16 protein-coding genes and 1 riboswitch are annotated in these 19,334 nt (G+C 46.3%); of the genes, 8 read left to right on the top strand and 8 right to left on the bottom strand.

Features of this window, described 5'->3' with window-relative positions; genetic code table 11:
* Positions 1-14 precede the first annotated feature (14 nt).
* Entirely contained in the window at positions 15-2,765 is a 2,751-nt protein-coding gene (locus tag EXG77_RS02650; RefSeq protein ID WP_035396114.1) for an FN3 associated domain-containing protein, read from the top strand.
* A gap of 12 nt (positions 2,766-2,777) precedes the next feature.
* On the opposite strand, the gene EXG77_RS02655 is transcribed toward EXG77_RS02650, so the two are convergent.
* Complete coding sequence (locus EXG77_RS02655) at positions 2,778-3,134, bottom strand: hypothetical protein (protein WP_023469370.1); 357 nt, start codon at positions 3,132-3,134, stop codon at positions 2,778-2,780.
* A gap of 348 nt (positions 3,135-3,482) precedes the next feature.
* Between EXG77_RS02655 and EXG77_RS02660 the strand changes: the two genes are divergently transcribed.
* Both EXG77_RS02660 and EXG77_RS02665 read left to right on the top strand, forming a co-directional pair.
* Complete coding sequence (locus tag EXG77_RS02660; protein ID WP_023469369.1) at positions 3,483-4,361, top strand: CAP domain-containing protein; 879 nt, start codon at positions 3,483-3,485, stop codon at positions 4,359-4,361.
* 85 nt (positions 4,362-4,446) lie between these two features.
* Entirely contained in the window at positions 4,447-4,947 is a 501-nt protein-coding gene (locus tag EXG77_RS02665) for a GNAT family N-acetyltransferase (protein ID WP_238987912.1), read from the top strand.
* A gap of 59 nt (positions 4,948-5,006) precedes the next feature.
* On the opposite strand, the gene EXG77_RS02670 is transcribed toward EXG77_RS02665, so the two are convergent.
* From EXG77_RS02670 to EXG77_RS02685, 4 genes are all read right to left on the bottom strand, one after another.
* Positions 5,007-5,822 carry a MetQ/NlpA family ABC transporter substrate-binding protein gene (locus EXG77_RS02670; RefSeq protein WP_023469367.1) on the bottom strand — a complete coding sequence of 272 codons (816 nt, stop codon included), beginning with the start codon at positions 5,820-5,822 and terminating at the stop codon, positions 5,007-5,009.
* A gap of 27 nt (positions 5,823-5,849) precedes the next feature.
* Complete coding sequence (locus tag EXG77_RS02675) at positions 5,850-6,515, bottom strand: methionine ABC transporter permease (RefSeq protein WP_023469366.1); 666 nt, start codon at positions 6,513-6,515, stop codon at positions 5,850-5,852.
* A complete protein-coding gene (locus tag EXG77_RS02680; RefSeq protein ID WP_035396117.1) occupies positions 6,505-7,518 on the bottom strand; it encodes a methionine ABC transporter ATP-binding protein in 1,014 nt (337 codons plus the stop codon). Before EXG77_RS02680 ends, EXG77_RS02675 begins: the two co-directional genes overlap by 11 nt.
* 84 nt (positions 7,519-7,602) lie before the next feature.
* A riboswitch (SAM riboswitch) is annotated at positions 7,603-7,708 on the bottom strand.
* 62 nt (positions 7,709-7,770) lie between these two features.
* A complete protein-coding gene (locus EXG77_RS02685) occupies positions 7,771-8,958 on the bottom strand; it encodes an aminotransferase class I/II-fold pyridoxal phosphate-dependent enzyme (RefSeq protein WP_035396120.1) in 1,188 nt (395 codons plus the stop codon).
* 148 nt (positions 8,959-9,106) lie between these two features.
* Between EXG77_RS02685 and EXG77_RS02690 the strand changes: the two genes are divergently transcribed.
* Complete coding sequence (locus EXG77_RS02690) at positions 9,107-10,717, top strand: alpha-glucosidase (protein ID WP_035396123.1); 1,611 nt, start codon at positions 9,107-9,109, stop codon at positions 10,715-10,717.
* A 264-nt stretch (positions 10,718-10,981) separates the two neighbouring features.
* On the opposite strand, the gene EXG77_RS02695 is transcribed toward EXG77_RS02690, so the two are convergent.
* Positions 10,982-11,719, bottom strand: a complete 738-nt coding sequence (locus tag EXG77_RS02695; RefSeq protein WP_035396125.1) for an MBL fold metallo-hydrolase — start codon at positions 11,717-11,719, stop codon at positions 10,982-10,984.
* A 127-nt stretch (positions 11,720-11,846) separates the two neighbouring features.
* Positions 11,847-12,653, bottom strand: coding sequence for an SMP-30/gluconolactonase/LRE family protein (locus EXG77_RS02700; protein WP_023469361.1), 807 nt, complete (start codon positions 12,651-12,653; stop codon positions 11,847-11,849).
* A 262-nt stretch (positions 12,654-12,915) separates the two neighbouring features.
* Between EXG77_RS02700 and EXG77_RS02705 the strand changes: the two genes are divergently transcribed.
* The gene (locus EXG77_RS02705; protein ID WP_203229905.1) at positions 12,916-15,036 is read left to right on the top strand and encodes a phosphodiester glycosidase family protein; all 2,121 of its coding nucleotides are present in this window, start codon (positions 12,916-12,918) and stop codon (positions 15,034-15,036) included.
* A 91-nt stretch (positions 15,037-15,127) separates the two neighbouring features.
* Here the strand turns inward: EXG77_RS02705 and EXG77_RS02710 are convergent, their stop codons facing one another.
* Positions 15,128-15,391: a metal-sensitive transcriptional regulator gene (locus tag EXG77_RS02710; RefSeq protein ID WP_023469359.1), complete on the bottom strand. Its 264-nt coding sequence runs from the start codon at positions 15,389-15,391 to the stop codon at positions 15,128-15,130.
* A gap of 227 nt (positions 15,392-15,618) precedes the next feature.
* Between EXG77_RS02710 and EXG77_RS02715 the strand changes: the two genes are divergently transcribed.
* The 3 genes from EXG77_RS02715 to EXG77_RS02725 all read left to right on the top strand — a co-directional run bounded on the left by EXG77_RS02715 (position 15,619) and on the right by EXG77_RS02725 (position 19,131).
* Complete coding sequence (locus EXG77_RS02715; protein ID WP_023469358.1) at positions 15,619-16,182, top strand: RNA polymerase sigma factor; 564 nt, start codon at positions 15,619-15,621, stop codon at positions 16,180-16,182.
* Positions 16,163-16,900, top strand: coding sequence for an anti-sigma factor domain-containing protein (locus EXG77_RS02720; RefSeq protein WP_035396129.1), 738 nt, complete (start codon positions 16,163-16,165; stop codon positions 16,898-16,900). The genes EXG77_RS02715 and EXG77_RS02720 overlap by 20 nt, the downstream gene beginning before the upstream one ends.
* A 188-nt stretch (positions 16,901-17,088) precedes the next feature.
* Complete coding sequence (locus tag EXG77_RS02725) at positions 17,089-19,131, top strand: bifunctional diguanylate cyclase/phosphodiesterase (RefSeq protein WP_035396131.1); 2,043 nt, start codon at positions 17,089-17,091, stop codon at positions 19,129-19,131.
* Positions 19,132-19,334: the final 203 nt, after the last annotated feature.

Genomic DNA, 19,334 nt, shown 5'->3' on the forward strand with positions numbered 1-19,334 from the left:
TAGGGGGTCTCATCATGAAATACGGCAGTACGTTTGGAAAGTGGGCATTGGCCGGAGTATTAACAGCAGGAATCCTTCCACAAGCGGGTCTTGTCGGGGCAGAAGGCGAAGGCGTCATCTTGTCTGAATACATAGAAGGAACAAGTAATAATAAGGCAATCGAGCTATACAATGGGTCGGGGCAAATCATTGATTTAGCAGACTATACACTCGTTCAATATACGAACGGTGGACCGTCAGAAGCGAAAATCACACTATCGGGGAAAGTGGATCCAGGGAAGACGTTCGTCATCGCGAATTCGAGTGCGAATGCGGACATCAAAGCAAAAGCACAATTGACGACGGGATCATTGAACTTTAACGGAAATGATCCCATCGCACTGAAAAAGGGTGATGTTGTTCTTGATATCATCGGACCACTCGGTTCATCAACGGATTTCGCAAAAGATACGACACTCGTCCGGAATGCCGGCGTCACGTCTGGTGCTAAAACGTACGAACCATCACAGTGGACGAGCTTCCCGGTCGATACACTGACGAATCTCGGCAGTCATCAGACAGAAGCGGGCGACGTTCTTGCAGCACCTACAGCTTCTCCAGTCGGTGAAGTTGAACGTGGAGATCAAGTGACATTATCAGGTGAAGGAACGATTCATTATACGGTCGATGGCACGACACCAACTGTCGACAGTCCGGTGTACACGTCACCGATTACAATCAACGATGAAGTGACGATTCAAGCAGTTGCCGTCAAGGACGGTAAAACGTCAGCGGTTTCGACATTCAAGTACTATATCGCACCACCAATCACGAAAATCAGCAACATCCAAGGTATTGCGCATACGTCGCCTTACGCAGATCAACTCGTCCGAACGACAGGTGTCGTCACGTACGTCGTCGATGCGAACAACTTCTACATGCAAGATCCGAATCCGGATCATGACAGCCGGACATCGGAAGGGATTCTCGTCTATGCGAAAAACCATGGTGCTGCTGTTGGACAACAGATCGCGACGACAGGATATGTCAAAGAGTGGTTACTTGGCGGATACAGCGATAAAGCAGATACAGACCTTGCTGTCACGGAAATCAGTACGGTCAATCTCGTGAAGGGGGCGCTTAATGAAGGCTTACCAGCAAGTATCGTTCTTGGTGATAAAGGGGTCTTGATTCCGACGCAAGTCGTCGACAATGATTCCTTCGCGCAGTTTGATCCAAAAGAAGATGCGATCGATTTATACGAAAGCTTAGAAGGTATGCGTGTCGCTTTACCGAACGCAATCGTCACAGGGCCGCAAGCAAACCGAACAATCCCAGTTCGGACACAAACAGACGCAAACAAGGTCTACACAAAACGTGGCACACCAATCCTGACGAAGGATAATGTCAACCCAGAACGTCTATTTGTCGAGATGGGCAGCTCGTCGTACCGTGCGAAAGCTGGTGATACATTCGATGGAACAATCGAAGGCGTCATGAGCTATAACTATTCGGCTTATAAAGTACTCGCCAAAGCAGCGGACCTTCCGAAACTCGTCACGAGCGAAGTGGAGCGTCAACCGACGAACATCAAGACGGGGGAATCACGCTTGACGGTTGCTTCGTACAACGTCGAGAATTTCGCCTCAACGGCAGACGCTGGAAAAGTCGATCGTGTCTCAGAAGGCATCGCGACATTCCTGAAGACGCCGGATATCGTCGGTTTGACAGAGATGCAGGATAATGATGGTGCGACGGATAGCGGAACAGTCGACGCATCAAAATCATTCGAGACATTGATTGCAGCAATCGAAGCAAAAACAGGTGTCCGCTATGCCTATACGGACATCGCGCCTGAAGATAAGAAAGACGGTGGACAGCCGGGTGGAAACATCCGTGTCGGATTCCTTTACAACCCGGCGCGTGTATCGCTCGCATCAGGTGAAAAAGGTGGTGCAACGGAAGCTGTTGCGGTGGAAAACGGCAAGCTGACGAAAAACCCGGGTCGCATCCAACCGACGGATCCGAACTTCGCCAGTTCACGAAAACCACTCGTCGCGGAATTCCTCTTCAACGGTGATTCGTATCACGTCATCGTCAACCACTTCAACTCAAAAGGTGGCGACGGAGCTGACTTCGGTAAGAACCAACCGGTCGTACGTAAGAGTGAAGTCCAGCGTCATGCGATCGCGAACATCGTCCAAGATTTCGTCTCTGAATTGAAAACGGAAGTCAAAGACTCGAACGTCGTCGTTCTCGGTGACTTGAACGACTTCCAGTTCTCAGAAACGCTAAATATCCTGAAAGGGAAAAACCTCTGGAATACAGTCGATGATCTTCCAGAATCCGAGCGATACTCTTACGTCTATAACGGAAATGCTCAAGTGCTCGATCACATCTTGATTTCGAACAACTTAAAACGTTATACGTCTTCTGATATCGTCAACATCAACTCGGAGTATATGGAAGCAGACGGTAGCGCGAGTGACCACGATCCGGCGATCATCTCGATTCAAGGTGCAGAGACAGCCGTTCCGGTCAAAGGCATCGCAGAAATCGGAAAATGGCGTGCCGTTCAAAAAGGAAAACATATCTTCCTCGAATGGAAATTAGGTCGTCATTGGTTAAAAGCGAGCGGAACAACTGGAGAGCAACAAGGTGAGTTGCTCGCACTGCGTGTATCGCAAGATCGACCATATATTCAAGTGAAGACGAAAAAAGGAAAAACGATTTGGTTAGAACTTTCTCATTTCTATCGTTTGAAAGAAACAACGAAATATCAATGATGAAAAGCGGACTTAACGGTCCGCTTTTTTGCGTGACGAGAAAAAGAGAGAAAGAAAAGAAAGTGTGCTAATCGAAAGTGTCGAGATTAACGCGACAGGAAGAGGGATGACGCGGAACATATACGTGAAGTGTACCATGATCAAAAATAGGATAATGGCGAGACCAGGAATGAATTGTTTGCAAAGCAACATACCAGAACCAGGAACGAGTAACTCAAAACCGAGTCGTTGATTCAATCGTACATCTTCGTGTGCATTCGCTAAACTGAATGAAACCGTCAACACGACGAGAATCATCCATCCAGAAAATAAATATTGCTGAATCGGTAAAAAGGCGATGGACTCATAAATGAAATACAGTAAAACCATAGGTCAACTCCTTCATTTCATTATGTTATTTGGAAAAGCATTGAAAGTTTGGCTTACGAATTCTAATGATACCGAGTAAGAATTCCGAGAGCAATCAAAAATCTCGAATGATGAAATAAAAGAATGTTCACACATTTTAAGAAAAGGGAAAGATGGTTTAGTATATGTACTAAATACTTTTAAGAATCCTCTTAACGAAAGCATTTTAATAATATGAGAACGTTCTCATAAAACGTGTCTAATTTGTGAACGGAAAATGTGATTTAGACAATTAAGAGCCAATGACTGTTCGAAAGAATCATTTTCTTTTAAAATAAAGGTAATGATTAAAGGAGGCGAAACGAAGATATGAAAAAATGGTTGATCGTCGGAGTAGCAGCAGTAGCTTTTTTCGGCTACGAGAACATTCCAATGGAACAGGCAGAAGCCGATTATCCGAAAAGTGGCGGCAAGCTGATTGATCGATATAGCAGTGAATATCCAGGTTACGACTGGGAAGTCAGGCGGACGTCCAGCGAAGAATTCGTATCGTTGACGAAGGACGGTAAGGAATACGGAAAGTACCGATTTAAAAATGGTATAACAACGCAAGGGGCAGTCTTGAACAAGGATACGGAATCATCGCTGAAGAAAAAAGGATGGACCGCAGTGAAGTCCTACCGTAAAGGCAACACGAACTACATGTTGAACCTGGATCATGCAGCCGTCTATGAGAAGAAGGGGAATTACGTCACCTATTTCTTCGACCAACATGATGGGAATAAGGTGAAAGCGACACTGTCGATTCCGAAAGACGTCGAAGCGAAGAAAAAGGGTTTCTATGGTACGGCTTCGAATGCGTTACGAACGACGGATGAGAAGCTGATGCTACGATTGATGAACTGGGAACGGGCTGACTACAAGTTAAATCCGTTGGCTCCGTATACGGCACTGAAGCCAGTGACACGCGGTCATAGCGAAAATATGGCGAAGAATAATTTCTTCGCACATACGGATCCGCAAGGGCGTGATCCGTTCGACCGGATGAAGCGTGAAGGAATCAGGTTCAGCTATGCTGGTGAAAATCTATCAATGGGCTATCCGAATGTCTTTGCATCACATTGGGGCTTAATGAATTCAAAAGGGCATCGAGAAAATATTTTGAAAAAAGAGTACAAACAAGCTGACATCGGTGTGGCTTTCCGGAGTAACGCGCCATACTTCACGATTAATTTCCGAACACCTTAAAATAGAAAAATGGAGGACGATATTTCACGATGTCGTCCTCTTTTTCATGAAGCGATGTGTTTTACACTAAAGGCAGGAGGTGGGGATGTTGGAAATCCGTCGATTGAATCCAGAAGATGCAGTACTCTATAAAGCGTTTCGATTAGAAGCCTTACGAAACCATCCTGAGGCATTTGGCTCTGATTATGAATCAGAAAAAGATCGATCCGTCGAACGGTACGCAACTCGTCTTGAAAGCGAACAGTCGATGACGTTTGGTGCGTTTCATGAAAATGAACTCGTCGGTGTCGTCACTATCGTCTGCTCCGAGCCGTTCAAGATGCGACATCGAGCGAATGTATTTGCGATGTACGTCACGCCACGCGCCCGAAAACAACAGGTCGGACGACACCTTGTAGAAGAGGCATTACGTACATTAAAGCAGCATCCTGTAATTGAGCAAGTCCATCTCTCGGTCGTCCGGACGAACGAAGCTGCTAAAGCGTTGTATCGGTCGCTTGGTTTTGAATCATACGCGATTGAACCACGGGCGCTGAAAATCGATGATACCTATCATGATGAAGAACTGATGTGGTATCGGTTCTAACACCAAACGACCGGAATTCAAAGAGATGATCTCTCCTTGAATTCCGGTCGTTTTTTACATCAGTTTGCCCATTCAGGCTTGCTGAAGCCTTTGAATGATTTTTCGATAACTTCATTGAAGGCGTCCGATTCGACGGCTGCTTTTAAGTCTTTTGCGACTTGTTTGTCAGCATCTTTCGTTTGGACAGCGACGAGGTTCCGGTATTGTTCGTCCATCGTCTCAAGTGCTAACGCATCAAGTAAGTCGAATTTCGCAGCAAGTGCGAAGTTCCCTGGAACGGCTGAGATATCGACACTTTCGACAGCGCGTGGCAGTTGAGCCGCTTCGAGTGGTTTGATGACGAGTTTCTTCGGATTCTTGACGATATCTTTTTCTGAAACGGTCAGAGGATCAGCATCCGGCTTGAGTTCAATCCACCCTTGTTCCGCAAGCAAGTTCAGTGCCCGTGCTTGGTTCGTCGGATCATTCGGCGTCGCGACTTCAGCACCTGTCTTGACGTCGTCAAGTGTCTTCGCTGTTTTACTGTATAGTCCCATCGGTGCTGTCGGAACCGTGATCAGTCCTTTTAAGTCGAGATTCTTTTCTTTAGAAAACGTTTTTAGATAGATCGAGTGTTGGAACAAGTTGGCGTCGATATTGCCGCTACCGAGGGCGATGTTCGGTTGAATGTAATCGCTGAACTCGACGATTTCGACTTTATAGCCTTTCTTTTCGAGTTGTGGCTGAATCGCTTGTTTGACCATGTCGCTATACGGACCGCTCGTCGCCCCGATCTTGATCGTCTTGTTTTTTTCATCAGCGCTGCTGTCTCCACATCCTGCGAGGACTCCTGCACCGAGTAAGGCTGTTGCTAAAAAGGCATATCGTTTTTTCATGATTCCACTCTCCCTTTGTATGTGTGATTAGCGTTTATCTGTTTTTCGCGCCAGTTGATTGCCAAGTGCTTGAATACTTTGAACGATGACGATGAGCACGACGATCGTCACGATCATGATGAGATTATCGTAGCGATAGTAACCGAAACGGATCGCGAGGTCACCGACACCACCGCCGCCGACGATACCAGCCATCGCTGAGAAGCCAATCAAGCTGATCGTCGTTAATGTGATGCCCTGAATGATGCCAGGGAGTGCTTCCGGTAAGAGGACACTGACGATGATCCGCAATGGTTTCGCCCCACAGGCTTCCGCTGCTTCGATTAGACCAGGCGGAATTTCACGGAGTGATGTTTCGACGAGTCGCGCGAGAAATGGAATCGCTGCGACACTGAGACTGACAGATGCTGCCGTCGGACCGATCGTATTGTCGAGTAAGAACTTCGTCAACGGAATGAGGGCGACCAACAAGATAATGAACGGTAGCGACCGGACGATGTTGACGACGAAGTCAAGAACACGGCGGACGGCAAGGTTTTGAAAAAATAATCCGCGGTCGGTGACAAACAAGAGAATTCCGAGCGGAATCCCGACGACCAATGCGAAAGCAAGTGAAATTCCGACCATCCATGCTGTCTCGCCGAGTGCCTTCAAGAGCTCAGGTAACATCGTTTGAATACGATCAAGCCACATCCTGAATCACCTCGAGTGCATGAAGTTCCGTCGCGAGCCAGTCGAGGGCAAGAGCGATTTGATCGGATGATCCCGTCAAGCTGACAATGAGGACACCGAAGGCGACGTCTTGAATGTAGTCGACCTTGCCGTGCAAGATGCTGACTGAGATATCGTAACGGCGGATCGCTTCTGATAACGTACTCTCACCGGTCTTTTCGCCCGTGAACTGCAAGCGGATGATCTTGCCTGGGGTTGCCTGTAAGATGCGTTCCGGCAATTCGATTTGTAGTGCCGTATCGACATAATGTTGCGTCACCGGATGCTTAGCTTGACTGAACAAGTCATAGGTTGAGGCGACTTCAACGACTTCACCTTGTGACATGACCGCGACACGATGGCAAATCTGTTTGACGACATCAATCTCATGCGTGATGAGGACGATCGTCAACCCGAGTCGTTCATTCAAATCCTTCAGCAGTTCAAGGATCTGTAGTGTCGTAACGGGGTCAAGAGCGGATGTCGCTTCATCACATAACAAGACGGTCGGATTGTTTGCGAGTGCCCGGGCAATCCCGACGCGCTGTTTCTGCCCACCGCTTAATTGACTCGGGAAGTTCGTCTCAAATCCTTCAAGTCCGACGAGCGAGACGAGTTCGCGAATCCGCTCCGGGAAATCTGCTCGTTTGACGCCAGCGGCCTTGAGCGCAAAAGCGATGTTATCTGCGACGTTGCGCGACTGAATCAATTGGAAATGTTGAAAGATCATTCCTGTCCGCAAGCGAAGTTGACGCAAATCTGCTTTTGACATCCCGCCGAGCGAGACACCGTCGACCTTGACGGTTCCTTGTGTCGGATGCTCGAGCCCGTTGATTAGGCGAAGCAACGTACTTTTACCGGCACCGGACTCACCGATGATTCCGAAGATTTCTCCTTTTTGGATCGTCAAATCGACATCCCGTAAGGCAAAAATCGGGGTCCGATCTCGGACGAACCGTTTTGTAATGTGTTTGAATTCAATCATCCGCTCATCTCCTCATACAAAAAAAGTCGCTTTTTCCTAGTAGCGGAGCAACCAGAAAAAAGCGACGAAAGTGTAAGATTTCGTAACTTATCTCTCAGAATGAAAATCATTCTGTAGGATGTGGCACCGTTCCTTACAGGTGGTTGCCGGACGTCGTTGGGCCTAATCCCTCGGTCGCTCTCGATAAGTAGTTATGCTGTTGGGACTTACTTTAACGGAAATGATTCCCATCTGTCAAATGTTTTTTCAGAATTATTCCGCAACAGGTGTCCGGAATAGGTTGAGCGTTCCGATTCGATCGACGGCTTCTTCTAGACGTTCGACGTCAGCAATCAAGCTGATCCGGACGTAGCCTTCACCGTGTTCGCCGAAGAAGGATCCAGGGGTCACAGCGACGTGCGCTTCGTCAAGGAGATGATCGGTGAAGCTCTGGGACGTGTAACCTTCCGGAACAGGAAGCCAGACGAAGAAGGAACCGCCCGGGCGTGGTCCACTCCAGCCGATTGCATCAAGTTTTGCGAACAACGCATCGCGTCGTGTTTCATACAAGCGACTTAACTCACGGACGCACGTCTGGTCACTCGTGAGGGCGACGGTCGCCGCATGCTGAATCGGTGTGAAGGCACTGACGTAGAGATGTTCTTGGTACGTTTCGATGCTTGAGATGACGGACGGATTTCCGATGGCAAAGGCAATCCGGAAGCCGGACATGTTGAAGCGTTTTGAGAGTGAGAATAGCTCGATTCCGACGTCTTTCGCCCCTTCCGTCTGCAAGAAACTTCGCGTCGGACCATCGAAACTGATACCGCCGTATGCTAAGTCATGAACGACACAGATATCATGGGCATCGGCGAAAGCGACTGTCTGTTCGAAGGCTTCTGCCGTCGCGGTCGCACCCGTCGGATTACTCGGGTAGTTGAGGAACAACATCCGGGCACGCTCAACGTCCGTCGTATCAAGTAAGTCATAATCCGGCAAGAAATCATTTTTCTCGAGCAACGGAAGCGTAATCGGGTAAGCGCCAGCAAGTGCTGCACCAGACAGGTAATCCGGGTATCCTGGATCCGGGACGATGACACCTTCTCCAGGGTTGACGATCGTCTGCGGTAAGGCGACGATTCCGGCTTTACTGCCGAGGAGAATCGCGACTTCCGTTGCCGGATCGATCGTGACACCGAATTCAGTCGCGTAAAAGTTTGAGACAGCTTGTTTTAGAAAATCATGTCCACGAAATGGTGGATATTGAAGGTTCGTTGGCTCGTCGATAGCTTGTTTTAAGGCATCGAGAATATGTACAGGCGTCGTTTGGTCGGGTGTTCCTTGACCAAGTGTGATGACATCATGTCCGGCAGCTTTTACAGCACCGATTCGGTTCGCAAGTTCAGCGAAGACGGGAGCAGGAAGCCGATCAATGGCGATGGATGGAGCGAAATGTTTCATGGATGAATGCCTCCTTCGTGGTATTGTCGTCAAGGATAACGAATATTCAGTCAAAAGAAAAGAACTTTTTCGAAATTTAAAAAAATTGTCGGATAAACAGGTACAGATAAGTGGAGCGGGAATAAAGAGTAGGGAGAGGAGTGGGAAGATGAAGCGAGCTAACTGGAAAGAGGCAGTCGTCTATCAAGTCTACTGGCGTAGCTTTAAAGATTCGAACGGGGATGGGATCGGTGATTTAAGAGGTGTCATCGAGAAGCTTGATTACATCGCTTCACTTGGTGTCGATGTCGTGTGGTTGAATCCGTGTTATCGTTCCCCGGACGTCGATAACGGCTATGATATTGCCGATTATTACGAGATCATGGAAAAAGCGGGAACGATGGGGGATCTACAGGAGTTGATCACGGCCGCTCATGCCCGTGGATTGAAGGTCATTCTCGATTTAGTCGTGAACCATACGAGTGACCAGCATGACTGGTTCCGTCAGTCATGTGAGCGGATCAACGATAAGGATGACTGGTACATCTGGCAGGATGGCACGAAAGAGACGCCTCCGAACAACTGGCGCTCGTACTTTGCGCCAAGTCCGTGGACGTGGAGTGAAGAGCGCGGGCAGTATTATTTTCATTCCTTCGCCAAAGAACAACCGGACTTGAACTGGGAGCACCCAGCTGTGAGGCAAGCAATCTACGATATGATGAACTGGTGGATTGCTCAAGGGATCGACGGCTTCCGGATGGATGTCATCAACTTGATCAAAAAACGGTCGTTCGAGGATGTCGCCAATCCGTTTGATCTCTCGTACCTTGGGAATCAGCCAGGTGTGCATGACTTCTTGCAGGAGATGCATGCGAATGTTCTCGCTGGTAAAGACTTGTTTACAGTCGGTGAGATTCCGTTCGTCGGTCCAGAAGATGGACTGTTATATGTCAGTGACGAACGAAAAGAACTCCGGACACTGTTTCACTTCGAAATCGCGGACGACATGGAAGCGATGGATCTCTTACGATTCAAGGAGATTCAAAAACGCTGGTACGACGTCTTATACCCATTAGGTGTCAATTCACAGTTCCTCAACAACCATGATCATACACGACAAGTGACGCGCTTCGGCAGTGAACGATACCGGGTTGAGAGTGCGAAACTACTCGGTTTGATGTTGCATACGTTACCGGGCATTCCATACGTGTATCAAGGAGAAGAGATCGGGATGACGGGGATTCGCTTCTCGGATCCGTCGCTTTATCAGGACGTCGCCTTTCGAAATCGATACGCGGAGCGCATCGCTGGCGGAGAGGACCCAGAGGTCATGCTCTCATCGATGCAGTTACTCGCGCGCGATAATTCCCGTACACCGATGCAGTGGGACGATACACATGCAGCTGGCTTTACGAGTGGTAAACCATGGTTAGCGGTCAATCCGAATTATACGGACATCAATGTCGCGCAAGCAGAAGCCGATCCATCGTCCGTGCTTGCTTTTTACAAGTCGCTGATTCAGATGCGAAAGGATCATCCGATTATGGTCTACGGTACATACCGAGACTTAGCGCTTCATGATCCGTATCTCTATATCTATGAGCGGGAATTAGAGGGAGAAGTCTGGCGGATCGTCCTCAACGTACATGATGAACCGATGCAGACCGCCCTCGTCTTACCACCGGAAAAGTTGCTCATGTCAAACTATCCGGGTAGCCCGGATATCTTGCGTCCTTACGAAGCACGCGTCTATCGTTATTCTGTTGCAGAACAGAATTGAACCACTGGACGAAAAAATGGGGGTAACTCAAAAAAAGAATGACGCGTCTTTTCACGCCCTTTCCTCAGGCGAGACACAAGCCAGTTTTCCTGCTTCATTCAAGCAGGAAAACGGGTCTTGTTTGTCTCTGACAGCGCATAAATGCGCTTATTCCTGTAGGAGTTGCGTGTGACGCGTCATTCTTTTTGTTATGAGATAAGGGTGGCAGATTTTCATTCTGCCACCCTTATCTTTGGAAAGACTGACTCATGATACAGTCCCGTTTTAAGTGTGTGATTTGAATGGAGATGATTTTTTCGTCTGCAAGACCTGAGTGAATCGATCGACGGCTTGTCGCATCTCGTAACTCGGTCCAAGGATTAGTGGACCATGTCCGACGGCAAGAATATCCGGAGACAGTTCCGTCAGTTGATCAGCCGAGCGAAGGGCGACGTCCGGATCCCATGTTGCGAGTGCAGGGAACGGGAATTGCCAGCGGACGTCACCGGAGACGGCGAGTCCTCCTTGCGTCTGAAAAGCATCTCCGGCGATCAACGTCCGGCTTCCTTCATGCCAAAGTGAGATCGAACCAGGTGTATGACCGGGTGAGGCGATGACACTGAGACTTCCGACTTGTTGACCACTCTCGAGCAAGCGATCCGGACGTGTTTTGATGTTTTTCGGAATACCACCTTTTAAAGGTGTCGTTTCGCCTTCGCGTAGCGTCTCGTCCCCACTGAGCAATGCAGCATCGCGATAACTGATACAGACTTGAGCGAGAGGAAAGGCGTTCGCAAGGAAATCAAGCGAACCGACATGATCGGCATGCGCATGAGTCAGGATGATTGCACCAAGCGGTTTCTCTTGCTTTCGAATATAGTGATAGAGCGCCTTTGCGTTGATCCCGAGGCCGGCATCAATCAATGTCAAACTGTCTGCTTCTTCAAACAGGTAGCAGTTGACCGGGAAAAAGGATGGGGTCGTCTGCAGTTGGTGTAAACGTTCGATTGTCGTGACACGCATCGGCTTCACTCCTTCAAAAAAATGAATAGTCTTCTTCTTTAGTATCGTCTGTTTTTTTAGATGCGTCTAGACGCATTATGTGGAAAAAGAGGCATCACCTGTAAAAAGATGATCCCTCTTCTATGAATCATTCAAATGTCACAGCGAAGACGGCACCGGCATGTGGTGCATCATCTCCGTCGGCAGCCGTCGTGACGAGCAATCGATCTTCATAGAAAATCGGGCACGTCGGATTCGAAACAGGGAAGTCGACATGATCGAGTTTTTCACCAGTCGCAAGATTCCAACGGGTGATGCATGATCCAGCATAATGCGCGATCCAAGCATGACCTTCCGCGTCCTTCGTCATACCATCCGGGAACCCTTCTTCTTCTTCAAGGTCAACGGCGACACGTTTATTGGAAAGTGGTGCGTCCGGAGCGTAGTCAAAGGCATAGACTTTTTTTGTCGGTGTATCGATGTGATAGAGCGTCTTGCCATCTTCTGACCAGACGAGTCCATTCGAGTTCGTCAAGTCTTCGTGCAAGACATCGATGGAACCGTCATGACGCAGACGGAACAATCCAGCAGTCTTACCGTCTTCTTCATTAATGCTACCAGCGACATATTGTCCAGTCGGATCGAGCTTTCCGTCATTCATTCGGTCAGAATCGGGCAGTGACAGTTGATGCTCAAGAGACAGATGACCTTCCTTGAGATCAAACGTCCCAAATCCGTGTTCAGCCGTGACACGTAATAAGTCTGGAGCGTCCGTCAAGGCAATTGATGTGATGGCGCTTGGTAACGTGTACGGCTTGAGTGCTTCTGTGGCAAGGTCATATGAAAAAAGAAGTTGATTCGGAATGTCGACAAAATAAAAGCGTTTTGTTTTCGCATCGTAGACAGGAGATTCACCTGTCTTACACGCGACATCAATAAATACAGATACACTCATGAAAAGGCCTCCTACATCATGTATGAATAGATTCATATGTTGATTGCAACATATGTGGCTTAAAAGGAATCAGTTAACTACTTTCTATACCTGTTATGAATAAAAATAAACCTCTCCTAAATTAATTATGTCATTTATTTACTAAAAAAGGCATAATATATAACGGAGGTGTGTTATGTTCAAGAAAATTTGTATTTTATTAACAACTTTTTGTCTTTTTCAATCTGTCTCTACCACTCAGGCAGAAACGATTTCAAAAGGTGTGACCTATACGACAAAATCAGAAACACTTTCGGGTACACCACAGTTATTTCGACATATAACGGTTCAGCCCGATACCGGTAACTACTTTATGACGACGAAAGGACGAGATCGTGTATTAGCAACAGAATCTTTACCTTCTCAAGTTAGTCGCGTGACAGCGAGCGGGGGGCGTGTCGTAACAGCGATCAATGCCGATATGTATCGAGTAGCTTCGGGGTTACCGATTGGACTTCAAATTCAGCAAAATCAAGTACTGGTTAGTCATAGTGTAAAAGATTCTGCGACAAAATTCCCATCATTCATGATCAACGGACAAGGGAAACCAGAGATCGGGTCGTTCGGTATCATCGGATCTGCGACGACTGATACGAAGCGGGTAACGATCCACTCAGTTAACCGTAACGAGAACTTAGCGAATCGAATCGGTATCTTTAGTTCAGCTCATCATGCTTCAAAAATGCTGAAGCTAATTGAGCCGTCAGAAGCGATGAAAAAAGAAATTGCTATCGTCTATTTAAAAGGAACAGCGACATCGGCGTTTACACTCGGGAAGAACTATCAATGGACCGTTGAATCGGTAGATACGACATTCCGTAAAGAAATTCGCTTACCCGATGCTGGAGTTGTCCTCGTTGGTCTCGGAAAACAAAAAGCGGCACTACTCTCACTTGTGAAAGCAGCAGAAGAAAAATCAAATGGTCTGTTATCAACACAATTAAATCTAGTTCAATTATCGAATCTTCAAATGCGTAACGATATTCAAGAAGCTGTATCTGGATATAACTGGTTGATTCAAAATGGAGTTGGATATAGTTTAGACAGCCTAGCATTGAACCATGACCGCTTTTTGATGCTCGCTCGTAAGGCGCGGACACTTATCGGTACAACATCAAACGGGACAGTTCAAATCATTACGGTGGATCAAGCTCGTCTTGATTCAAAAGGGATTACGATGCTTGAGGCAGTGGAGCAAATGAAGCGTTTAGGTGTAACGTCGGCCCTCGCATTTGATGGTGGGGGATCGACAGAGATAATGGTCAGACGCGCTGGAGAGTTTTTACCTAAAACAGCGAATGTACCGGCAGATGGAAGAAGTCGCTCTATTACGAACGGTTTAATATTAGCCACTCATTATGTTCCATCGAATGTAGCGACGACGATTTTATTGACTGCCCCTAAAGAATTATATGTAGGTGAAAAAGGTGGATTTGGATTAAAGCTGACGGATGCAAATGGACAGCCTGTAGATGCAACGAAGAAATCGATTATTTGGAAAGGGACAGGTGTCAAAGGCTTACAAGTCACGGCACCGCTGACTCCTGGAAAATGGACAGGTACGATGCAAGTTGATCGTGCTAAACGAACCGTATCGATTCCAGTCACGAATCGCTTGACCGGTCTTACAGTCAATGGAGGGCGTCCGATCTTGTTAAAAGTAGGACAACGCCTCGCGATTTCATCAGAAGGATGGCTAAACGGACGACGTGTCGTAATCCCTGCTTCGCAACTCAATTACCAGGTTGCAAACGGAGCGACCGCATCGATTACAAAAGGGAATATTCTTGCAAAGAAAATCGGGAAGACAGAACTAACTGTCTCATCTGGAGGGAAGACGGTTCGACTATCGGTCACCGTCTCTGCTATGAAAAAAGAGGAAGTCATCGATTCCTTCGAACAGGGAGTCTACGAAGCGAAATCTCCTTATGTTTCGAGTTATGCTGTCCGTCTCAGTTCCTTACAGAAATCCAGTGGCAAACAATCGCTTGAAATGACATATGATTATTCAGGATGGAAGAAACAAAACGGAGCCATGTACATTAAAAAAGCATCCTGGATCATTCCTTCTCCTGCTCGTGGATTGACGATGGATGTGTATGGAGATGGACGCGCGCCTTGGCTTCGCTCAGAAGTCAAAGATGCTGCAGGAAATCGACATGTCGTGGATTTCGTCAAGAAGGTAGATTGGAAAGGATTTAAAACGGTACAAGCGACACTCGATCCGACGTGGCCAACACCTCTTAAAATCGAATCGTTGTATTTTGTTGAAACGGATACATCGAAAAAAGGAACAACCATTAAGAGTAAGGTGTACTTGGATCAACTCAAAGTTTTATACTAAACCTAAAAAAACAGGGAATCGGATTTCAATGAAATCTTGACCCTGTTTTTTTAATCAGATAAAAATTACTCTGACGGATGGTCTATAGTAATTAGCGACTTTTGACAAGAAGATTTACAGCTTCCTTCACAAGCTCTTCTGTCTGACCGTCACCATTTTGTTCGGCGTCTTTTACGCACTCAATTAAATTGGAGCTTACGACGACACCAATCGTACGATCAATCGCGGAGCGAGCAGCGGAAAGTTGAGTAATGACATCTCGACAGTCTTGCCCTTCTTCCATCATACGAAGGATACCACGTAATTGCCCTTCGATTCGGCTGACGCGATTTTTCATTTTGCGATCATAATCCATATATGTTCCTCCGTTTCATAGTAGAACTAACGTCTGAGTAATACCTTTATGCTATGCCCATAACGGTATTACTGTCAATTCTATCGAATTTTAAGATATACTTTTCTTGAAATCAGGGAATATGGATGTGGTGAGGAATTTACTTAGAAAATTGATGAAAACTAAAACGATTTGGTGTTAGCTCTCGTATACTATATGATGAAGCTGATATCAGGAGGAGGAAAAGGATGCATACTCAATCCGATGAATCGCTTTATCATCTGATGCGTAGCGGTGATGAACAGGCACTCGAGACTTTGTATGAGAAGTACGAGCGATTGTTATTTTCATTCGCCTATCGCTTTACGAATAATGATCGATTGTCTGAAGAAGTCATTCAAGAAGTATGGATGAAAATTTGGAATGGTCGTGTTGATTTTGATACACAAAAAGGAAAGTTTTCATCTTGGATTTTGACGATCACGCGTAATGCGGCTCTTGATTGTTTACGTCGTGAAAAACGACAACCGACGATTGAAGTTGAAGAACGAGATGGCGGATATGATGAACCTGTTGAGCGGACCGTCATGCAACGCGAAACTGCAGCGGAAGTGCGGGGCGCCGTAAGTGAACTAAAATCAGAACAACAGGATTTGATCGAACTAGTCTATTTTCAGGGACTAACTCAACAACAAATCGCAGATCAACTTGACTTACCACTCGGAACAGTCAAAACACGTATCAGAAGTGCGATTCAAGCATTAAGAAAACGATTAGATGGGAGGGAACGAGATGGAAGAACGTTGTCATGACTTGATCAATTACTTCAATGGAACACTCTCTTCAGCAGATCGCGACGCGTTCGAAGCGCATCTTGCGACGTGCGAAGAATGTCGCGAAGCACTTTTAGAAATGGAAGAACTCATGCTTCCCATCGCTGAATCGCTTCCGGAGCGTCCTGTTCCTGTAGGAATGAAAGCACGTATTCTTGGAGAAGTTCTTGGTTCAACAGAGACGGAGTCTCCTAAAGAAGAACCGATGACTACTCCAGTAGACATTAAACAAGCACGTCAGCAACAAACGAAGAAAAAGAGTGTCCCACTTGGCTGGTTGATGAGCATTGCTGCCGCCCTTATTCTTTCACTTGGTGCGAATGCCTACTTTTTGTCACAGGAAGAAAGTACAGATACACCGGAAACACTGGCGATGGATGAAATTAAAGGAATGGGAAACTTTGAAAGCAACGAGTCGATCAAGGGATCAAGCATGGTATTTACACAAAACGATAAGTCGTATATGCTCGTTCAATTGAAAGATCTGCCTCCATTGAAAAAAGGAGAATTGTATCAATTATGGACCATCAAAGGTGAGACACCGACTGCGAACGGTATTATTGAAAAAGACGGCGAAGCAGCAGCGGTATTTCAACTCAAAGGTAATGGTGACGTCGATGCTGTAGCAATCACTGTCGAACCCGAGCCGGATTTAGCGAAACCTACGGGAGAAATCGTGGCCTCAGTTGCACTTTAACTTAAAAAATACGAACGGATTCGTCTACGACGAATTCGTTTTTTTTGTGCGTTTTACATTAAGAAAAAAAGACTAAAAAGTAGAAAATATCAATTAAATCGCATGAAATGCAAGTTTCGACTGAAAATATACTTCATAACCGTCGATACTAAGAAGAAAGTCAGTTCTATAAGGAGAGGCCACATACAATGAATGAATGGATTATTTTAACAAAGCACTATGAAGTGGGCTTAGTTGTACTGTCGGTACTCGTCGCGATCATTGGATCGTATGGATCGCTTGAATTAAATCGACGTTTGGCTAAGGCGACTTCTTTGAAAAAACGAGCGTTATTCTTATCTTCTTTGACGATGGGACTATCGATTTGGGGGATGCATTTCGTCGGTATGGGTGCTTTCGCTTTACCCGTTACGGTTCGTTATGACTGGATTTTAATGTTCTTATCCGTCATTCCAGCTATTTTAGCTGCCTTCATCGCCTTTTATCTACTCTACTCATCAGCGATTACACGAAACAAAGTCATTTTAGCAGGTTCTTTGATGGGCGTAGGTATTGCGATGATGCATTATCTTGGGATGATGGCAATGGATTTTGGTGGCGCGATTCGTTATGAAACAGGGTTGTTCGCTCTATCCATCCTAATTGCGATCACTGTAGCATATGTTGCCTTGTTACTCTTACATCGTCTACGACATGTTGATAAGAAAAGAATTCTTATTCCCATTGCGATTGTAATGGGCTTTGCTATCTCTTCCATGCATTATGTAGGTATGTTAGGAACATCTTTTTGTATCCCGATTGATCAAGCAGGACGTATTGGTGATGGTCCTATTACATCGAATATTTTAAACGATGTAGCCATTCCGGTATTTTTGATTTTGATCTTAATCGCTGGACTCTATATTCATTTAGAACGACGTGCCTTACAGATGATGGCATATACTGATCATTTGACCGGTTTGCATAATCGTAGATGGTTAGATCACCATATGATAAAAGTAGATGCGCATTACGGAAAGTCTAAAGACGAGATGGCGATGGCTATACTTGACCTGGACGGGTACAAATGGGTCAATGATACGTTTGGTTTTGATAAAGGAGATGCCGTCATTCGTGAGTTTGCAGATCGGATGCGTGCGTCCTTATCGGAAGATGAAGCATGTATTCGTTATAATGGAACGCAGTTTTTTCTTATCAAAAAAGTACCTACTGATGCATTACTTCGTACTTTCGAACAAATTTTAGAAGATATTCGACAACCGATTCACTTAGATGATCAACCAATCCACTTGACAGCAACGATGGGTGTCATCTTACCGGATATGGGAGAAACGTTAGAAATGCGAATTGGTCAAATGGAAAGTGCTCTCCGGGTCGGCAAAAACGAAGGAAGAGATCGATTCATCGTGTACGATGATTCCCTGCATTCCGACAAAAGAGAGCAATTGATCGTCGGTTCCTTACGCCGGGCGATGACGGATTTCAAGGAGTTCGCTCTCGTCTACCAACCGAAGATCGCACTCGCGACAGGCAAGGTGGATCAGGCGGAAGTTCTAATTCGCTGGAATCATCCGAAGTTCGGTTTCATCTCACCGGCGGAATTCATTCCACTTGCTGAAAAGTATAGTTTAATTCATCGTTTGACCGAGTGGGTGTTGAAGGAGACCGTTGCACAGATGGAGATTTGGAAGAAAGAAGATTATTTCATTCGCCAAGTCTCGGTGAACTTATCCGCGATGCATTTCCGATCGGAGTCGCATAATCTGATGATTAAAGAAATCGTTCATCATTCCTTGAAGAACGGAAGTGAATTGCAACTACAACTCGAAATCACGGAAACGTCCGTTATGGAGAATCTGGACCGGGCGATGACAATGCTTGGTGAATTGAAACAGCTTAGTCTGACAATCGCTCTCGATGATTTTGGAACGGGTCTATCGTCGCTAACGCACTTGAAGCATTTGCCGATCGATATCTTAAAAATCGACAAGTCGTTCATCGATGAAGTCCCACATGACGAACGGGGAACAGCGATTACGGAAATGATCATCCAGCTTGCGAAGAGTCTTGGGATCGAAGTCGTCGCAGAAGGTGTCGAAACGCTCGAACAGCATCTCTTCTTGAAACGCCTCGGTTGTGATTATGGACAAGGCTACTACTATAGTAGACCGATGCATGTGAAGGATTTAAATCAGCAAGCGATCGAAGAGACCGTTCTAAATGTCGGATAAGGCAATCCAAACATGAATTTCGTTCGTATACTAGATAAGCATGCGAGGATGATGCATGCGACGTCTGGGGGGACGCAAAGCGCTGGGATATTACCAGCTCGTGCACGACGCAGACAGACATCTAGTACATTCAATCATACTCAGACCATCTAGCTTTCGACGCAGCACCTGTCTGTTCGAACACAAACAAAGGCAACTTCCAC

Source organism: Exiguobacterium sp. OS-77 (genome assembly GCF_000414195.2).
In the GTDB taxonomy this organism is placed as follows: domain Bacteria; phylum Bacillota; class Bacilli; order Exiguobacteriales; family Exiguobacteriaceae; genus Exiguobacterium_A; species Exiguobacterium_A indicum.